The 14645-nt window shown below is 71.5% G+C and carries 16 protein-coding genes; 12 read left to right on the top strand and 4 right to left on the bottom strand.

Annotation, left to right across the window (positions count from 1 at the left end; genetic code table 11):
* Nucleotides 1-103: 103 nt before the first annotated feature.
* The 3 genes from lipA to ACZ60B_RS29055 all read left to right on the top strand — a co-directional run bounded on the left by lipA (nt 104) and on the right by ACZ60B_RS29055 (nt 2357).
* Nucleotides 104-1069 carry a lipoyl synthase gene (gene lipA / locus ACZ60B_RS29045; RefSeq protein WP_162468769.1) on the top strand — a complete coding sequence of 322 codons (966 nt, stop codon included), beginning with the start codon at nt 104-106 and terminating at the stop codon, nt 1067-1069.
* Nucleotides 1070-1369: 300 nt separating this feature from the next.
* Complete coding sequence (locus tag ACZ60B_RS29050; protein WP_469392013.1) at nt 1370-1576, top strand: SCO2195 family GlnR-regulated protein; 207 nt, start codon at nt 1370-1372, stop codon at nt 1574-1576.
* 79 nt (nt 1577-1655) lie between these two features.
* Nucleotides 1656-2357 (top strand): DUF4191 domain-containing protein, encoded by a 702-nt coding sequence (locus ACZ60B_RS29055; RefSeq protein ID WP_469392015.1) that lies wholly within the window; start codon nt 1656-1658, stop codon nt 2355-2357.
* A gap of 106 nt (nt 2358-2463) precedes the next feature.
* Here the strand turns inward: ACZ60B_RS29055 and ACZ60B_RS29060 are convergent, their stop codons facing one another.
* On the bottom strand, nt 2464-2934 hold the full coding sequence (locus ACZ60B_RS29060) for an RDD family protein (RefSeq protein ID WP_469392017.1): 471 nt from the start codon (nt 2932-2934) through the stop codon (nt 2464-2466).
* A 209-nt stretch (nt 2935-3143) separates the two neighbouring features.
* Between ACZ60B_RS29060 and glnA the strand changes: the two genes are divergently transcribed.
* The 4 genes from glnA to pspAB all read left to right on the top strand — a co-directional run bounded on the left by glnA (nt 3144) and on the right by pspAB (nt 6671).
* A complete protein-coding gene (gene glnA, locus ACZ60B_RS29065; RefSeq protein ID WP_152889348.1) occupies nt 3144-4553 on the top strand; it encodes a type I glutamate--ammonia ligase in 1410 nt (469 codons plus the stop codon).
* A gap of 238 nt (nt 4554-4791) precedes the next feature.
* Nucleotides 4792-5049, top strand: coding sequence for an SCO2583/SCO2584 N-terminal domain-containing protein (locus ACZ60B_RS29070; RefSeq protein ID WP_469392020.1), 258 nt, complete (start codon nt 4792-4794; stop codon nt 5047-5049).
* 105 nt (nt 5050-5154) lie between these two features.
* Entirely contained in the window at nt 5155-6078 is a 924-nt protein-coding gene (htpX, locus tag ACZ60B_RS29075; RefSeq protein WP_469392022.1) for a zinc metalloprotease HtpX, read from the top strand.
* Nucleotides 6079-6080: 2 nt separating this feature from the next.
* Nucleotides 6081-6671, top strand: coding sequence for a PspA-associated protein PspAB (gene pspAB / locus ACZ60B_RS29080; RefSeq protein WP_469392024.1), 591 nt, complete (start codon nt 6081-6083; stop codon nt 6669-6671).
* A 61-nt stretch (nt 6672-6732) separates the two neighbouring features.
* Here pspAB and ACZ60B_RS29085 read toward each other — a convergent pair whose 3' ends face one another.
* Complete coding sequence (locus tag ACZ60B_RS29085; RefSeq protein WP_469392026.1) at nt 6733-7011, bottom strand: hypothetical protein; 279 nt, start codon at nt 7009-7011, stop codon at nt 6733-6735.
* 252 nt (nt 7012-7263) lie between these two features.
* A complete protein-coding gene (locus tag ACZ60B_RS29090; RefSeq protein WP_469392028.1) occupies nt 7264-8598 on the bottom strand; it encodes a DUF2252 domain-containing protein in 1335 nt (444 codons plus the stop codon).
* A gap of 255 nt (nt 8599-8853) precedes the next feature.
* On the opposite strand from ACZ60B_RS29090, the gene ACZ60B_RS29095 reads away from it, so the two are divergent.
* The gene (locus ACZ60B_RS29095; protein ID WP_469392030.1) at nt 8854-10041 is read left to right on the top strand and encodes a winged helix DNA-binding domain-containing protein; all 1188 of its coding nucleotides are present in this window, start codon (nt 8854-8856) and stop codon (nt 10039-10041) included.
* Nucleotides 10042-10245: 204 nt separating this feature from the next.
* On the opposite strand, the gene ACZ60B_RS29100 is transcribed toward ACZ60B_RS29095, so the two are convergent.
* Nucleotides 10246-10560: a hypothetical protein gene (locus ACZ60B_RS29100; protein ID WP_469392032.1), complete on the bottom strand. Its 315-nt coding sequence runs from the start codon at nt 10558-10560 to the stop codon at nt 10246-10248.
* Between the two features lie 174 nt (nt 10561-10734).
* On the opposite strand from ACZ60B_RS29100, the gene ACZ60B_RS29105 reads away from it, so the two are divergent.
* The 4 genes from ACZ60B_RS29105 (at nt 10735) to ACZ60B_RS29120 (ending at nt 14599) form a co-directional block, all read left to right on the top strand.
* Nucleotides 10735-11103 (top strand): ArsC/Spx/MgsR family protein, encoded by a 369-nt coding sequence (locus ACZ60B_RS29105; protein WP_469392034.1) that lies wholly within the window; start codon nt 10735-10737, stop codon nt 11101-11103.
* 242 nt (nt 11104-11345) lie between these two features.
* On the top strand, nt 11346-12059 hold the full coding sequence (locus ACZ60B_RS29110; protein WP_469392036.1) for a hypothetical protein: 714 nt from the start codon (nt 11346-11348) through the stop codon (nt 12057-12059).
* 610 nt (nt 12060-12669) lie between these two features.
* Nucleotides 12670-13698: a glutamine synthetase gene (glnII, locus tag ACZ60B_RS29115; RefSeq protein WP_469392038.1), complete on the top strand. Its 1029-nt coding sequence runs from the start codon at nt 12670-12672 to the stop codon at nt 13696-13698.
* A gap of 322 nt (nt 13699-14020) precedes the next feature.
* On the top strand, nt 14021-14599 hold the full coding sequence (locus ACZ60B_RS29120; RefSeq protein WP_469392040.1) for a winged helix-turn-helix domain-containing protein: 579 nt from the start codon (nt 14021-14023) through the stop codon (nt 14597-14599).
* The last annotated feature ends 46 nt before the right edge of the window (nt 14600-14645 follow it).

A 14645-nucleotide genomic window follows, 5' to 3' on the forward strand; every position in this document is an offset into this window, starting at 1 on the left:
AGGGGTTGGCCTCACGGGCGGGCAGAGCCCGGCAAACACGAGGCGTACGCTGGTGTACGCCGAAGATTCGAAGACTACTCAAAGCAATCAGCAGGGAGCCGATGTGTCCGCAGTCGCACCCGACGGACGCAAGATGCTGCGCCTGGAGGTCCGGAACGCCCAGACCCCCATCGAGCGCAAGCCCGAGTGGATCAAGACCCGGGCGAAAATGGGTCCCGAGTACACGAAGATGCAGAACCTCGTGAAGAGCGAGGGCCTGCACACGGTCTGCCAGGAAGCCGGCTGCCCGAACATCTACGAGTGCTGGGAGGACCGCGAGGCGACCTTCCTCATCGGCGGCGACCAGTGCACCCGGCGCTGCGACTTCTGCCAGATCGACACCGGCAAGCCCGAGGCGCTCGACCGTGACGAGCCGCGCCGCGTGGGCGAGTCCGTGGTCACCATGGACCTGAACTACGCCACCATCACCGGCGTCGCCCGCGACGACCTGGAGGACGGCGGCGCCTGGCTGTACGCCGAGACGGTCCGCCAGATCCACGCGCAGACCGCCGGGCGCGAGGCCGGCCGCACCAAGGTCGAACTGCTCGCCCCCGACTTCAACGCGGTCCCCGAGCAGCTCGCGGAGGTCTTCTCCGCCCGCCCCGAGGTCTTCGCGCACAACGTCGAGACGGTCCCGCGCATCTTCAAGCGGATCCGCCCCGGCTTCCGCTACGAGCGCTCCCTGAAGGTGATCACCGCCGCGCGCGACTACGGCCTGGTCACCAAGTCCAACCTGATCCTCGGCATGGGCGAGACCCGCGAGGAGGTCAGCGAGGCGCTGCGGCAGCTGCACGAGGCCGGCTGCGAGCTGATCACCATCACGCAGTACCTGCGCCCCTCCGTGCGCCACCACCCGGTGGAGCGCTGGGTGAAGCCGCACGAGTTCGTCGAGCTGAAGGACGAGGCCGAGCAGATCGGCTTCTCCGGTGTGATGTCGGGCCCGCTGGTCCGCTCCTCGTACCGGGCGGGCCGGCTGTACCAGATGGCCGTGGAGAAGCGCGGAGCATACATCGCCACGCAGGCCGTCTGACGGAGTGCCGGCGATCGTGCCCCGAATGGGTGCGAGACAAGCGTGTGAACTCACGCACAAGTTACTACTGGCCAGTAACGGCCGATTCGACGCGGTCCCGACCGTCCTCGCAGATGAGGGCGCCGTCGGGGCCGCGTCGGCCGTCCGGGTCTCCGCATCAAGGCTTCACGGCCGTTTGACCGGTCGGTCATGCCCTGGTAACACCAATCAGTGACGCTGGTGTCACACCACGTAGACCAGCGACCAACCCGCAGTAGCCCGAGCCCGGGCCCCGGTGACCTACCGAGGGGACTTTCCACGATGCAGGCCGCGCCCGTACACGCCACAGCGATCCCGTCCTTCACCGACGCCCTGCGGGCGGTCGAGTCGTTGCTCATGAGCGGTGGCCAGCGCACCGCCCGCCGCAACGCCTGGACCTCCGTCCTGGAGGACCGCCGCCGCGCCAAGGACCGGTCCGAGACCGAGCGCGTCCTCGAGGAGACCCTGTCCGCGTCCGCGCGTTCCTGAGGTCCCCGGACGCCCCCTTCCGCCCGCTCCGCGGGCACTGCCGTCGTCGTCGCCCCGAGGGGCACGTAGACTTCGTGGCATGGCGAGGAAGGACAACGCGGCGGACGCCGCGAACCCCGGGCGACTGAAGCAGATCGCTCTGACGTACAAGATGACCCGCAAGGCCGACAAGAAGATCGGTCTTGTACTCGCGGCTGTCGGCATCATCACCTTCGGTGTCTTTCTCGCGATCGGTTTTCTGATCGGTCACCCCATCTATCTCGGCATCCTGGGCCTCCTGCTCGCCATCCTCGCGACGGCGATCGTGTTCGGGCGCCGGGCCGAGCGGGCCGCTTTCGGCCAGATGGAGGGCCAGCCGGGCGCGGCGGCGGCCGTGCTGGACAACATCGGCCGGGGCTGGACGACCACCCCCGCGGTGGCGATGAACCGCAGCCAGGACGTGGTGCACCGCGCGGTCGGCAAGGCCGGCATCGTGCTGGTCGCCGAGGGCAACCCGAACCGGGTGAAGTCCCTGCTGGCCGCCGAGAAGAAGAAGATGAACCGCGTGGTCGCCGACGTGCCGGTGCACGACGTGATCATCGGCAACGGCGAGGGCCAGATCCCGCTGAAGAAGCTGCGCACGACCATGCTGAAGCTGCCGCGCGTGCTGACCGGCCCGCAGGTCACCTCGACCACCGACCGGCTGCGCGCGCTGGGCGACCTGATGAGCAACATGCCGCTGCCCAAGGGCCCGATGCCGAAGGGCATGCGCCTGCCGAGGGGCGGGGCGAACGGCCGCTGAGCCACCGCGTACGGATCCCCGTACGACGACCTCCGACGAAGAAGGGGCGCCCGGATCACTCCGGGCGCCCCTTCTTGCCGTTCCGGTCCTGCCGTTCCGGGAAGTCCTAGATACGCACCTCGACCGTGCGGGCCAGCCGGTCGTGCAGCCCCCGGCCGTCGCGGTCCCAGATCAGGGCCGGGACGGCGACGCACAGCAGCACGGTGCGCACCAGGGCGCGCAGCGGGTTGACCGTGCCGGTCCCCAGCGTGACCACCCGCAGCCCGAAGAGGCGCTTGCCGGGGGTGGAGCCGACCGTGCCGACCGTCAGCACACCCAGGACGAAGAAGACGAGCAGCGTCCAGTTGCCGGTGGTACGCGGGTCATAGCCGTCCGTGACCAGGCTGTATGCGATCAAGAAGCACAGGCCCCAGTCCACGGCGATGGCCCCGAGCCGCCGTCCGGGGCGGGCGATCGAGCCGGGCCCCTCCTCCGGCAGGCCGAGTTGCTCGCCCCGGTATCCGAAATCGCCGCCCGCGTCTTCCATGGCCGCCCGCGGCCCGGAGAGCCACGATCCGATTGCTTGCCTGTTGTCCACCCGCCCACGGTACTGCGCCCGGATATGACCGGGGGACGCCGGGGTGGTCAGGGGCTACGGTGGAACCGGACCCGGTTAACTTCTGCGAAACAAACGGGTCACGCCGGAGAAATCACCCATCCCTAGTGTCGAGGCCACCGTGTGCCACCGCACTGGCCGCACGAACGAACTACCACCCCGGCAGGACGGTCGGGAGTAGGAGGAGCTGGATGTTCCAGAACGCCGACGAGGCCAAGAAGTTCATCGCGGACGAGGACGTCAAGTTCGTCGACGTCCGGTTCTGCGACCTGCCGGGTGTCATGCAGCACTTCTCGCTGCCCGTCGAGGCGTTCGACCCGGACGAGGAGCTCGCCTTCGACGGCTCGTCGATCCGCGGCTTCCAGGCCATCCACGAGTCCGACATGGCGCTGCGCGCGGACCTGTCGACGGCCCGTGTCGACCCCTTCCGCCGGGACAAGACCCTCAACATCAACTTCTTCATCCACGACCCGATCACGGGCGAGCAGTACTCCCGCGACCCGCGCAACGTGGCGAAGAAGGCCGAGGCCTACCTCGCGTCGACCGGTATCGCGGACACCGCGTACTTCGGTCCCGAGGCCGAGTTCTACGTTTTCGACAGCGTGCGGTTCAAGACCTCGGAGAACGAGTCCTTCTACCACATCGACTCCGAGGCCGGCGCCTGGAACACCGGCGCGCTGGAGGACAACCGCGGCTACAAGGTCCGCTACAAGGGCGGCTACTTCCCGACCCCGCCGGTCGACCACTTCGCCGACCTGCGTGCGGAGATCTCCCTGGAGCTGGCGGCCTCCGGCCTCCAGGTCGAGCGCCAGCACCACGAGGTGGGCACCGCCGGCCAGGCCGAGATCAACTACAAGTTCAACACGCTGCTCGCCGCCGCCGACGACCTCCAGCTCTTCAAGTACATCGTGAAGAACGTCGCCTGGCGCAACGGCAAGACCGCGACCTTCATGCCTAAGCCGATCTTCGGTGACAACGGCTCGGGCATGCACGTCCACCAGTCGCTGTGGAGCGGCGGCTCCCCGCTGTTCTACGACGAGGCCGGTTACGCGGGCCTGTCGGACATGGCCCGCTACTACATCGGCGGCATCCTCAAGCACGCGCCGTCGCTGCTGGCCTTCACCAACCCGACGGTGAACTCGTACCACCGCCTGGTCCCGGGCTTCGAGGCGCCGATCAACCTGGTGTACTCGCAGCGCAACCGCTCCGCGGCCATGCGCATCCCGATCACGGGCTCCAACCCGAAGGCCAAGCGCGTCGAGTTCCGCGCGCCCGACTCCTCCGGCAACCCGTACCTGGCGTTCTCCGCGCTGCTGCTCGCGGGCCTGGACGGCATCAAGAACAAGATCGAGCCGGCCGAGCCGATCGACAAGGACCTGTACGAGCTGGCCCCCGAGGAGCACGCGGGCGTGGCCCAGGTCCCGACCTCGCTCCCGGCCGTCCTCGACTCGCTGGAGCGCGACCACGAGTTCCTGCTCGCGGGCGACGTCTTCACGTCCGACCTGATCGAGACGTGGATCGACTTCAAGCGCACGAACGAGATCGCCCCGCTCCAGCTCCGCCCGCACCCGCACGAGTTCGAGCTGTACTTCGACGTGTGATATCGCCCCAGGTCAGAGCGGGTTTCCGCTCCCCTGGTCCGTCTGTGGGCCGTCGGCCGGCCCTCCCGTGCGGGAGGGCCGGCCGACGGCTTTTCCGGCCTCCGGGGCCCGCGGGACCCGCTCGGACCACTTCCTCGGCTTTGCGTACAACCTTTCGGGTCCCGCAGGCTTCCTACAGGGGGGAGAATCAGATCCTCCCGGCGTTTCGCAAGCAGAGGGAAGCGGAGAGGCAACGGGGATGTCCGAGCACGATGACTTCGAGCACGAGTTCGATCACCGATGGGCGAGCGCGGCCGAGCACAAGGAGCCCTCGGCGCGGGCCCGGATGCTCGCGGCGCGCTGGAGGGACAACCCTCCGGAGCCGGTCCCGTTCCGCGCGGACCCCGGGCCGGCCGGACCGCGGCGCTCGTCGTGGAAGTCCACCGTCGTGGTGCTCGGCTGCGTGCTGGCGGTGATCCTGCTGCTGGGGTACGCGAGCACGCGCTCCTCCTACTGATCCGGGCAGGCTTCACGGCTTCCGGAGCAGCCCGGAACCGCCTCTGGGGCGAGGCCAGGTGCACACTGAAGTCAGGTACGAGTGCCTGACTGCGGGGTGAGGCAGATGCAGAGCCGATTCCGGAGCGACCGGCGGCTGACCGTACGGATGACGGTCACGCTGTTCCTGCTCGGACTGCTGTACGTGGCGTTCGCCGCCGCACTGATCGTGTTGCTGAAGTCGTGGGTCCTGGTCGTCGTCATCGCCGCCGGCGCGCTCGCCGCCCAGTACTGGTTCTCCGACCGGATCGCGATGTACGCGATGCACGGCCGGGTCGTGGAGCGGGAGGAGTACCCCGAGCTGCACGCCGTGGTCGACCGGCTGTGCGCGATCGCGGACATGCCCAAGCCGGTGGTCGCGGTCTCCGGACTGGGGATGCCGAACGCCTTCGCGACCGGCCGCAACCCCGACCACGCGGTGATCTGCGTGACCACCGGGCTGCTGCGGCGGCTGGAGCCCGCGGAGCTGGAGGGCGTCCTGGCGCACGAGCTGTCGCACGTGGCGCACAAGGACGTCGCCGTGATCACCGTGGCGTCCTTCCTCGGTGTGATCGCGGGCCTGATCGTGCGGTTCGCCTTCTACTCCGAGCTGTTCGGCGGGCGGGGCCGCAAGGACCAGAACACCCTCGTCGTGTTCGGGGTCGTGATGGGGGTGTCGGCGGCGGTGTACGCGCTGAGCTTCCTGCTGATCAGGGCCCTGTCCCGGTACCGGGAGCTGGCCGCCGACCGGTCCGCCGCGCTGCTGACCGGGCGGCCCTCGGCGCTGGCCTCCGCGCTGACGAAGGTCACCGGGGACATCGCCCGGATCCCGACCGAGGACCTGCGTACGGCCCAGGCGTTCAACGCGTTCTACTTCACCCCCGCACTCGGCGCCGGGCCCACCCTGGGCAAGCTGTTCTCCACCCACCCGAGCCTGGAGCAGCGGCTCGAACAGCTGGGGCGGATCTCCGCCGAGCTGGGCGAGGCCGCGGTGCCCGGGAAGACGGGCTGAACATGGGGCTGCTGGACATCCTGCTCGGCCGCACGAAGGCGGTCGCCCCCGATCTCGACCGGCTCTTCGCGCTGCCGTCGGCGGCGGTGACGCTGGAGGCGGCGGCCGGCTTCACGCCGACCGGTCAGGGGGCGGTGTGCTTCGCCACGGTCGAGGGCGCGGCCTTCGAACAGACGCACCGCGAGGTGCAGGCCCTGCTCGACGCGGACACCGACCGCACCGGGCCCCCGGTCCGGCTGACCCAGGACGACTACGGCTACTCCTGGCTGGTCTCCGTCCGCGCCCCCGACGAGCTGCCCCTCCTGGTCAACGACCTGCACGCGGTGAACACGTCGATGGAGGCCAACGGGTTCGGACCGCAGCTGCTCTGCTCGCTGGCGAGCTTCGAGAAGCGCGGTCAGGACCCGGAACGCGCGCTGGCCCTGGTGTACCTGTACAAGCGCGGCACGTTCTATCCGCTGTGCACGCTGCCCGGCCGGCACCGACGCGACAACGCGCTGGAACTCCAGGTGGCCGCCCTGCTGGAGAACGACCTGCGGGTGGAGAAGGACAAGGCCCGGTGGTTCCCGCTCTGGGACGCACCGGGCCTGTGACCGGGTGCCCCCGGCCGGTGCCGGCCGGGGGCGGTCGACGTGCGCCGGACCCGGTCCGGTCTCAGGTACCCCGGTCCTGGCGGCGGGCCTCGAAGGGACGCTCACGACGGTAGCGGCGCTCCCACTTGGCCTGCTGGTCACGGCGGGCCCGGTACGCCTTGTAGGTGGCGGGCGGCGCCGGTGCCGCGGGGGTGCCGGTGCCCGGGGCGGACGCCGAGGCCGAGCTCCGTCCGTACCGCAGGTACAGCAGGAGCAGCGCGGCGGCGGCCAGCCACCAGACGTGGTCGGTGAACCCGAGGACCACCAGGGCGACGGCTCCGGCCATGACGATGCTGTTCATGATGGGCCCCCTCTCCGGGTCCGTGCCCGTGCCCCGTGCGGGGAGCGGGCGGGTGGGTCGTCGATCGATCGACGATGGCGCACCCAGCGTAGCGACGTGCTCACTCGGCGTGCATCTCCTTTTCTCCCGCCCGGAGTTCATGGGGCCGGGGTGAGCCCGGGGACGCGGACGGCGCGGGCGGCGGGAGCGGCACCCTGAGCGGACGCGTCGTACGCGAACGGGCGTGTCCGGCTCCGGCGGACCGGGGCCCGGTCAGCCCTCCGGCGCGGCCCGCACCACGCCGGCCGCCACCGCGGCGACCAGGACGGCGTGATCGGCGGCGGTCCGGTCGGCGTAGCCCATCGCGAAGTCGGCGACGGACCGGTCGAAGGTGTCGGCCGAGCCGAGGTAGGAGGCGATGGCGATACGGTCGCCGGAGCGGGCGTGGGCGCGGGCCAGGGCGGTGCCGCACAGCCGGGCGTACCGGAGGAGGGCGGCCGGGCTCGCGCCCGCGACGTTCGCCGGGCCCTTCGTGTCGCGCAGCTGACGCCAGTAGAAGGCGCGGCCCTGCGGCCCGGTCGTCCAGCCCAGGAAGACGTCCCCGGCGGCCTGGAGCAGCCGCTGTCCCGCGACGACCCGGTGGCCGTGGTGGACGTAGGGCCCGCTGGGCAGATGCCGTTCCAGTACGGACTCCCTGGCCTCCTTGATCTGGAGGAACAGCGGGTCGTCGTCGTCCGCTCCGGCGAGCAGCACGAGGAAGCAGCGGGTGCCGATGCTGCCGACACCGACGACCTTGCGCGCCGCGTCGACGAAGCGGTAGCGGTCCAGGAGCAGCCGGCGTTCCTCCGAGAGGGTGGAGCGGTAGTCGCTGAATATCTTGCGGAGCGCGGCCGTGTCGGGGGCGCCCACGGACTCCAGGAAGGGCGGGTCCTGGATGATGCGCCGCCGGCCGTCGACGACCTCGCTCAGTCTGCCGAGCGCGTGCAGGCTGGTGCGGCGGCGGGCGCGGGTGAGGCTGGAGTCCTGACGGCGGCGGCCGTCCCGGACCAGGGGCAGCAGCCGGTCGGCCTCGATGCGCTCGTACCAGACGGCGAGTTCGCCGAGCCGGGCCAGTCGTCGCATGGCGGCGTGGTACCCGGCCACGGCCGCGAGGGCGGCCCGGCGGACCTTCGTCTCGGGGTGCCCGTTCTCCCGGGCGGCGACGGCGACGGAGGCGGCGAGCCGTTTGACGTCCCATTCGAAGGGGCCGGGGAACGTCTCGTCGAAGTCGGCGAGATCGAACAGCAGGGTGCGTTCCGGGGAGACGTACAGACCGAAGTTGAGCAGGTGGGCGTCGCCGCACAGCTGGACGGTCAGACCGGTGTGCGGCTGGGCGGCGAGGTCGCCGGCCATGACCGCGGCGGCCCCGCGCAGGAAGGCGAGCGGGGAGGTGCTCATCCGCCCGTACCGGACGGGCAGCAGCTCCGGCAGCCGGTCCCGGCCCTGCCGTTCCAGTACGACGACGGGGTCGGGCCGTTCGACCGAGGGCAGCCACAGGCCGTGCGCGGAGCGCGCCACGTACTTGCGGGCGGCCTTGCCGCGCTGGGCGCGGTCGGCCGGGGTGGTCATGGCCCGGACCCACGCCGTGCCGCCCCCGGAGCCGGTGCGGTGTCCGGGAGCGCCGCCCGCGTCCGCCGTGGTCTGCCGTGCAGTCCCATCCGACCTCCCTGCCGAGCCTCGCCCCGTGAGGGCAGTAAAAGCGCTGGGCACGGGGGCCGCATGCCCGGCGGCGCGATCGTGTGACGGGCCGGTCCGGGCCCGGTTGTCAGTGGGGTCGGCGAGGATGTCCGCAGGACGGCGGGGCACGCACGGGCGGAGGTCGGCATGAGCGAAGGACGACGGTACATCGACGGCGCGGAGCGGCGGGCCCGGCTGGCGCTGCGCCACCGGCTGACGGGCTCGGCGCGCGCGGCGGCCCCCGAGGACGTCGCCCGCTCCCTGGTCGCCCTGCACGGCAGCGACCCGGCGACGGTGTATCTGGCGGTGGGGGCGCGGCTGGCGGATCCGGCGACGACGGTCGACGCGACCGACCGGGCGCTGTACGAGGACCGCGACCTGGTGCGGATGCACGGGATGCGGCACACGGTGTTCGTCTTCCCCGCCGCGCTGACCGCGGTCGTGCACGCCTCGACCGGTCTCGACGTGGCCGCCCGGGAGCGCGCCACGCTGCTGAAGGACATGGCGAAGGCGGGCGCGCCGGACGCGGCCTGGCTGCGGGAGGTCGAGGAGTCGGCGCTGGCCGCGCTGGCCCGGCGCGGCCAGGCGACGGCGACCGAACTCGCCCGTGAGGAGCCCCGGTTGCGGGAGAAGTTCGTGTACGCGCCCGGGAAGAGCTACGAGGGGATCCACACCGTCTCGACCCGGCTGCTGAGGGTGCTGGGGGTGGAGGGGAAGGTGGTCCGGGGGCGTCCGCTGGGTTCGTGGACGTCCAGCCAGTTCCGCTGGGCCCCGGCTCCCGAGCATCCCGAGCTGGACGCCGCCGAGGCGCGGGCGGACCTGCTGCTGCGCTGGCTGACGGTCTGCGGTCCGGCCACCGAGGCGGACCTGAAGTGGTGGACGGGGTGGCGGGTCACGGACGTCCGGCGGGCGCTGGCCTCGATCGGGGCGCGGGAGGTGGAGCTGGACGAGGGCACGGGGTACGTCGTCGCCGGCGACGTCGATCCCGTGGCCGGGCCCGGTGAGCCGTGGGCGGCGCTGCTGCCCGCGCTCGACCCGACGGCCATGGGCTGGCAGCGGCGGGACTGGTATCTGCCGCCCGAGCTGCGTCCCCTGTTGTTCGACTACAGCGGGAACATCGGGCCGACGGTGTGGTGGAACGGGCGGGTGGTGGGGGGCTGGGCGCAGCGCCCGGACGGGGAGATCGTCTGGCGGGTGCCGCAGGCCGGGGACGGGGTGGGCCGGGAGGCCGAGACGATGATCGCGGCGGAGGCGGAGCGGTTGCAGGGGTGGGTGGGGACGACCCGGGTGACCCCCCGGTTCCGGACCCCGATGGAGCGGGAGCTGGCGGGGTAGGCCCGGGAGGCGGGGGTGGTGCAGGCCGCGGGCCCGCGTGGGCGGGGGAACCGGGCCGCGGCCGGGAAAGGCGGCCTACGGGTGCCGGGCAGCAGCCGGGAAGCAGACTTCGGACGCCGGGCGGCAGCCAGGAGGCGGACGCCGGGCGGGCCGGTTCGCGGGCTGCGCCGGGCTCGGTCGTGAGGACCGGCCCGGCGCCCCCGTTCACCTCGAGTAGCGCATCAGTGCCCGCACCATGTGGCACGTGGTGGCCGACGGCGGGTGGACGCCGATCTGTTCGGCCGCGCTCCGTATCGTCTCGTCGGAGGCCTGGTTCGGGACGTAGACGCCGGAGTCGAGCAGGGCGATGGCGAGGCGCATCGCCTTGAGACGGCGGTTGTGCGTGACGTACCACGCGCGCGGACGCCCGGCCGGCAACGGCTGCTTCAGGACCGGTTCGTAGGGCAGGTCGAGCAGAACGGGACGCTTCGCGGTGGACTGGGTCGGCAACGGCTTCGGCTTCAGTGCGGCAGCGGGCACAGGCATCCTCCTGTCGCGATCAGGGTGTCCCCTCCGGAGTTCGGCCACCCCGGCGACACCCTCGAACACTGCTTCTATTCTACCGCCCGGCACTGACAAACGCCCCTGGCCACAAGGGCTCTCGGGGCTTACGGGGCCCTTGTGGGAGACGAGTTCTCCCGTACCGTGAGGACCATGGAAATCTGGATCAATCCGGCCTGCTCCAAGTGCCGCAGCGCCCTCACCCTGCTCGACGCCGAGGGCGCCGAGTACACCGTCCGCCGCTACCTCGAGGACGTGCCGACCGAGGACGAGATCAGGGCCGTACTGGACCGCCTCGGCCTCGAACCGTGGGACATCACCCGCACCGAGGAGGCCGCCGCCAAGGAGCTCGGCCTCAAGGAGTGGGCACGCGACGCCGGCGCGCGCGAGCGGTGGATCGCGGCGCTCGCCGGACATCCGAAGCTCATCCAGCGCCCGATCATCACCGCGGACGACGGCACGGCGGTGGTGGCCCGTACCGAGGACGCCGTACGGGAGGCGCTGTCCCGGACCGGGGAGTGAACGGGGTGGGCCGGGAGTGAGCCGAGGGCGGGCCGGGCAGCCGGCCCGGACGGCGGGACGCGGGACGCCGCCCACGGCCCTCGGTCCGCGCCACCACCCACCACCCGCGGTACGCGGTGCGTCCCGGTGCCCGAACTGGCGTGTGACACAAGCCACTTCAATGATCCCGGTAACCGTTGAGTAACGCCGTTCGGTATCTCGTACATAGCGACGTAGCACCCCCTACCCCTCAGGAGGCGCGCATGTCGCGCAGGAGAAACCTCGGCCCGAAGAAGTCGATCGCGCTGCTCGTCGGTGCCGCGGCCGTGGCGGGAGGCGGCGCCTTCGTCATGGCGAACACCTCGAACGCCGCGCAGTCCCCCAAGGCCCTGTCCGCCGGGGACTCGACGGTCTGCCTGGGGCTCGCCACCGCCATCGGCAACAACCAGGCGTTCATCGCCGGCCAGCGGGCCAATCCGGACGCGCAGTCCGCGGCCCGCATCGCCAACCGCGAGGCCGTCATCGCCCAGATCCAGGTGCAGCAGAAGGCGTCCGGATGCACGGTCGGGGAGTCGGCTCAGGGCTCCCAGCCTGCTCAGACCGCCCCCGCGCAGACGGCCCCCGCACAGACCGCGCCCGCGGGCAACGCGGGTGCCGGAAACACCGGGAACGCGGGCAACGCCGGGAACGCGGGCAACGCCGGTAACGCCGGCGGTGGCGCCGCCGCCGGTCAGCAGGTCTGCAACGGCTCCACGGTCACCCTCTCGGGCGAGGGCGGCGCTCCGGCGGCGTCCAGCAACCAGTTCCCCTCGGGCACGAAGCTGAAGGTCACCAACCTGGACAACAACAAGTCCACGACGGTGACGGTCACCTCGGTCTCCGGAAGCTGTGTCCTGCTCAACAACGCCGCCTTCGAGCAGGTCCGTGAGCCCGGCAAGTTCCTGATCCGCCGGGCCGTGATCGAGAAGGTGGGGTGAGGCTCGACGCGGGAGCAACTCCGTGAGGCGGCACCCCGATTGAGGGGGCACGGCATGCGGCGGCGCGCGGCGGGAGAGACCTGACAGGACTCCCGGCCCCACCCGCGGCGGCAGCGCCGGCCCGGGCCGTCGCCTCGTACGTGTCACCGATCCTGCTGTTCCCCGCCAGGAGCAGCAGGATCGGCATGTCCGGGCCCCGCCGCGCGTCCGGCAGGGAGCGCGGGCCGGTCACCGGCCCCGTGGACGGGACGGCCGGCGACCGTGGGGGAGTGAGGGTCGGCGGCCCTCCGGGAGTGACGGCCGGCGGCCCTCCGGGGGGACGGCCGGCGGCCGGGGCGGCCGCGGCCCGGCTCACACCCATCGCATACGAGACGGGTCCGCGGCCCCCCTCCCGGGCGCCCGGGGGGCGCGCACCGCGGACCGCCACGCCCCGGGCCTCCCACCGAGTGAATCGCGCCACATCATGGCCAGGTAACACGGGGTTCACAATCGAGCAATGATCGGGAAATCGGCCGTTGGCAGTCTGCGGGGCATCAGGTGCGGCGCCCCAGTGCCGCAGCGCCGCAGCACCCGCAGTGCGCCTAAAGACCCACCCCGAAGGATGTGGCCCGTGAGCTTCAAGGCTGAGTACATCTGGATCGACGGCACCCAGCCGACGGCCAAGCTCCGTTCCAAGACGAAGATCCTGGCCGACGACGCCAAGGGCGCCGAGCTGCCGCTCTGGGGCTTCGACGGGTCCTCCACGAACCAGGCCAAGGGCCACGCCTCCGACCGAGTGCTCCGGCCGGTCTTCACCTGCCCCGACCCGATCCGCGGCGGCGACGACGTCCTCGTGCTGTGCGAGGTCCTCGACATCGACATGACGCCGCACGAGACCAACACGCGTGCCGCGCTGGCCGAGGTGGCCGAGAAGTTCGCCGCCCAGGAGCCGATCTTCGGCATCGAGCAGGAGTACACCTTCTTCGACGGCCCGCGTCCGCTGGGCTTCCCCGAGGGCGGCTTCCCGGCTCCCCAGGGCGGCTACTACTGCGGTGTCGGCGCGGACGAGATCTTCGGCCGTGACATCGTCGAGGCGCACCTGGAGAACTGCCTCAAGGCGGGCCTGGGCATCTCCGGCATCAACGCCGAGGTCATGCCCGGCCAGTGGGAGTTCCAGGTCGGCCCGCTGTCCCCGCTGGAGGTCTCCGACCAGCTGTGGGTGGCCCGCTGGCTGCTCTACCGCACCGCCGAGGACTTCGGCATCTCCGCGACCCTCGACCCCAAGCCGGTCAAGGGCGACTGGAACGGCGCGGGCGCGCACACCAACTTCTCCACGAAGGCGATGCGCGAGGGCTACGACGCGATCATCACCGCGTGCGAGTCGCTGGGCGAGGGCTCCAAGCCGCTCGACCACGTCAAGAACTACGGCGCCGGCATCGACGACCGCCTGACCGGTCTGCACGAGACCGCCCCGTGGAACGAGTACTCGTACGGCGTCTCCGACCGTGGCGCCTCGGTCCGCATCCCGTGGCAGGTCGAGAAGGACGGCAAGGGCTACATCGAGGACCGTCGTCCGAACGCCAACGTCGACCCGTACACGGTGACGCGTCTGATCGTCGACACCTGCTGCACCGCGCTGGAGAAGGCCGGCCAGGTCTGATCCCCACGTCTGCTCCGAAGGGGCGCCCGACGTCATGTCGGGCGCCCCTTCGGCATGTTGGGCGTCCGAGCAGTGAGAGAGACCTCCTGCCGCGCCTGTGCGTCTGCTTCAATGGTCCTATGGCCAGCCCCCAGAAGCACTCCGCGACAGGTCGCCATGACCTCGAGCCCTTCTGGCCTTCCCGTCAGCACCACGACTTCGACCGGGTGTGTTGTCGCGCGACGAACGCGCGGGCCCTCTAAAGCCGTACACCCGCGGCCTTCGGCCGGCGCGCACGACGTACGTCCTCGACGAACTCCTCGCGCGAAAGAGCTGACCTCTCATGGCGACCACGCATTCTCTCCCCACCTCCCCCCTCACCCCCTCTTCCCCCGCACGGCACCGGCTGCGGGCCGTCGACCGGGACGAGGTCGTCGACATGACGGACCTCCTGCCGCCGGGCGCCACCTGGCTGCCCGCCCCGCAGCACACCCTGCCCGCCCTGCCGGGCCATCCCCCGATGGTCGGCTACCTGGTCCTCGTGCCGGCCGACCAGCAGCCGCCGTTCCTGCCGGTGGCGCCGCCCGACACACCACGGGCCGCGGAGCCGGCCGTCCCGGCCCCGGGCGAGCCGCTGGTGCGCATCGACACCGCACAGCGCACCGCGTCGGTGAGCGGACGGCAACTCGACCTCACCTACCTGGAGTTCGAGCTCCTCGCCCATCTGGTCGCGCACCCCAACCGGGTGCACACCCGTGACCATCTGGTCAGCACGGTGTGGGGCTACGGCCATGTGGGCGACGGCCGTACCGTCGACGTCCACATCGCCCGGCTGCGCCGCAAGCTGGGCATCGAGCACCGCAGGTCGATCCAGACCGTCCGCCGCGTCGGCTACAAGTTCTCCCCGCCGGTCGCGCGCTGAGCCTCTGCCCCCTCTGCCCGCAGCAGATCACGGTTCCCTCCCGCGG

It is taken from the genome of Streptomyces sp. NPDC104096, assembly GCF_055584385.1.

Excerpts from the sequence above, each read along its gene's own strand:
- ACZ60B_RS29050 (WP_469392013.1), top strand. The coding sequence starts at position 1,370 with ATGCAGGCCGCGCCCGTACACGCCACAGCGATCCCGTCCTTCACCGAC.
- ACZ60B_RS29055 (WP_469392015.1), top strand. The coding sequence starts at position 1,656 with ATGGCGAGGAAGGACAACGCGGCGGACGCCGCGAACCCCGGGCGACTG.
- glnA (WP_152889348.1), top strand. The coding sequence starts at position 3,144 with ATGTTCCAGAACGCCGACGAGGCCAAGAAGTTCATCGCGGACGAGGAC.
- ACZ60B_RS29070 (WP_469392020.1), top strand. The coding sequence starts at position 4,792 with ATGTCCGAGCACGATGACTTCGAGCACGAGTTCGATCACCGATGGGCG.
- htpX (WP_469392022.1), top strand. The coding sequence starts at position 5,155 with ATGCAGAGCCGATTCCGGAGCGACCGGCGGCTGACCGTACGGATGACG.
- pspAB (WP_469392024.1), top strand. The coding sequence starts at position 6,081 with ATGGGGCTGCTGGACATCCTGCTCGGCCGCACGAAGGCGGTCGCCCCC.
- ACZ60B_RS29085 (WP_469392026.1), bottom strand. The coding sequence starts at position 7,011 with ATGAACAGCATCGTCATGGCCGGAGCCGTCGCCCTGGTGGTCCTCGGG.
- ACZ60B_RS29090 (WP_469392028.1), bottom strand. The coding sequence starts at position 8,598 with ATGACCACCCCGGCCGACCGCGCCCAGCGCGGCAAGGCCGCCCGCAAG.
- ACZ60B_RS29095 (WP_469392030.1), top strand. The coding sequence starts at position 8,854 with ATGAGCGAAGGACGACGGTACATCGACGGCGCGGAGCGGCGGGCCCGG.
- ACZ60B_RS29105 (WP_469392034.1), top strand. The coding sequence starts at position 10,735 with ATGGAAATCTGGATCAATCCGGCCTGCTCCAAGTGCCGCAGCGCCCTC.
- ACZ60B_RS29110 (WP_469392036.1), top strand. The coding sequence starts at position 11,346 with ATGTCGCGCAGGAGAAACCTCGGCCCGAAGAAGTCGATCGCGCTGCTC.
- ACZ60B_RS29120 (WP_469392040.1), top strand. The coding sequence starts at position 14,021 with ATGGCGACCACGCATTCTCTCCCCACCTCCCCCCTCACCCCCTCTTCC.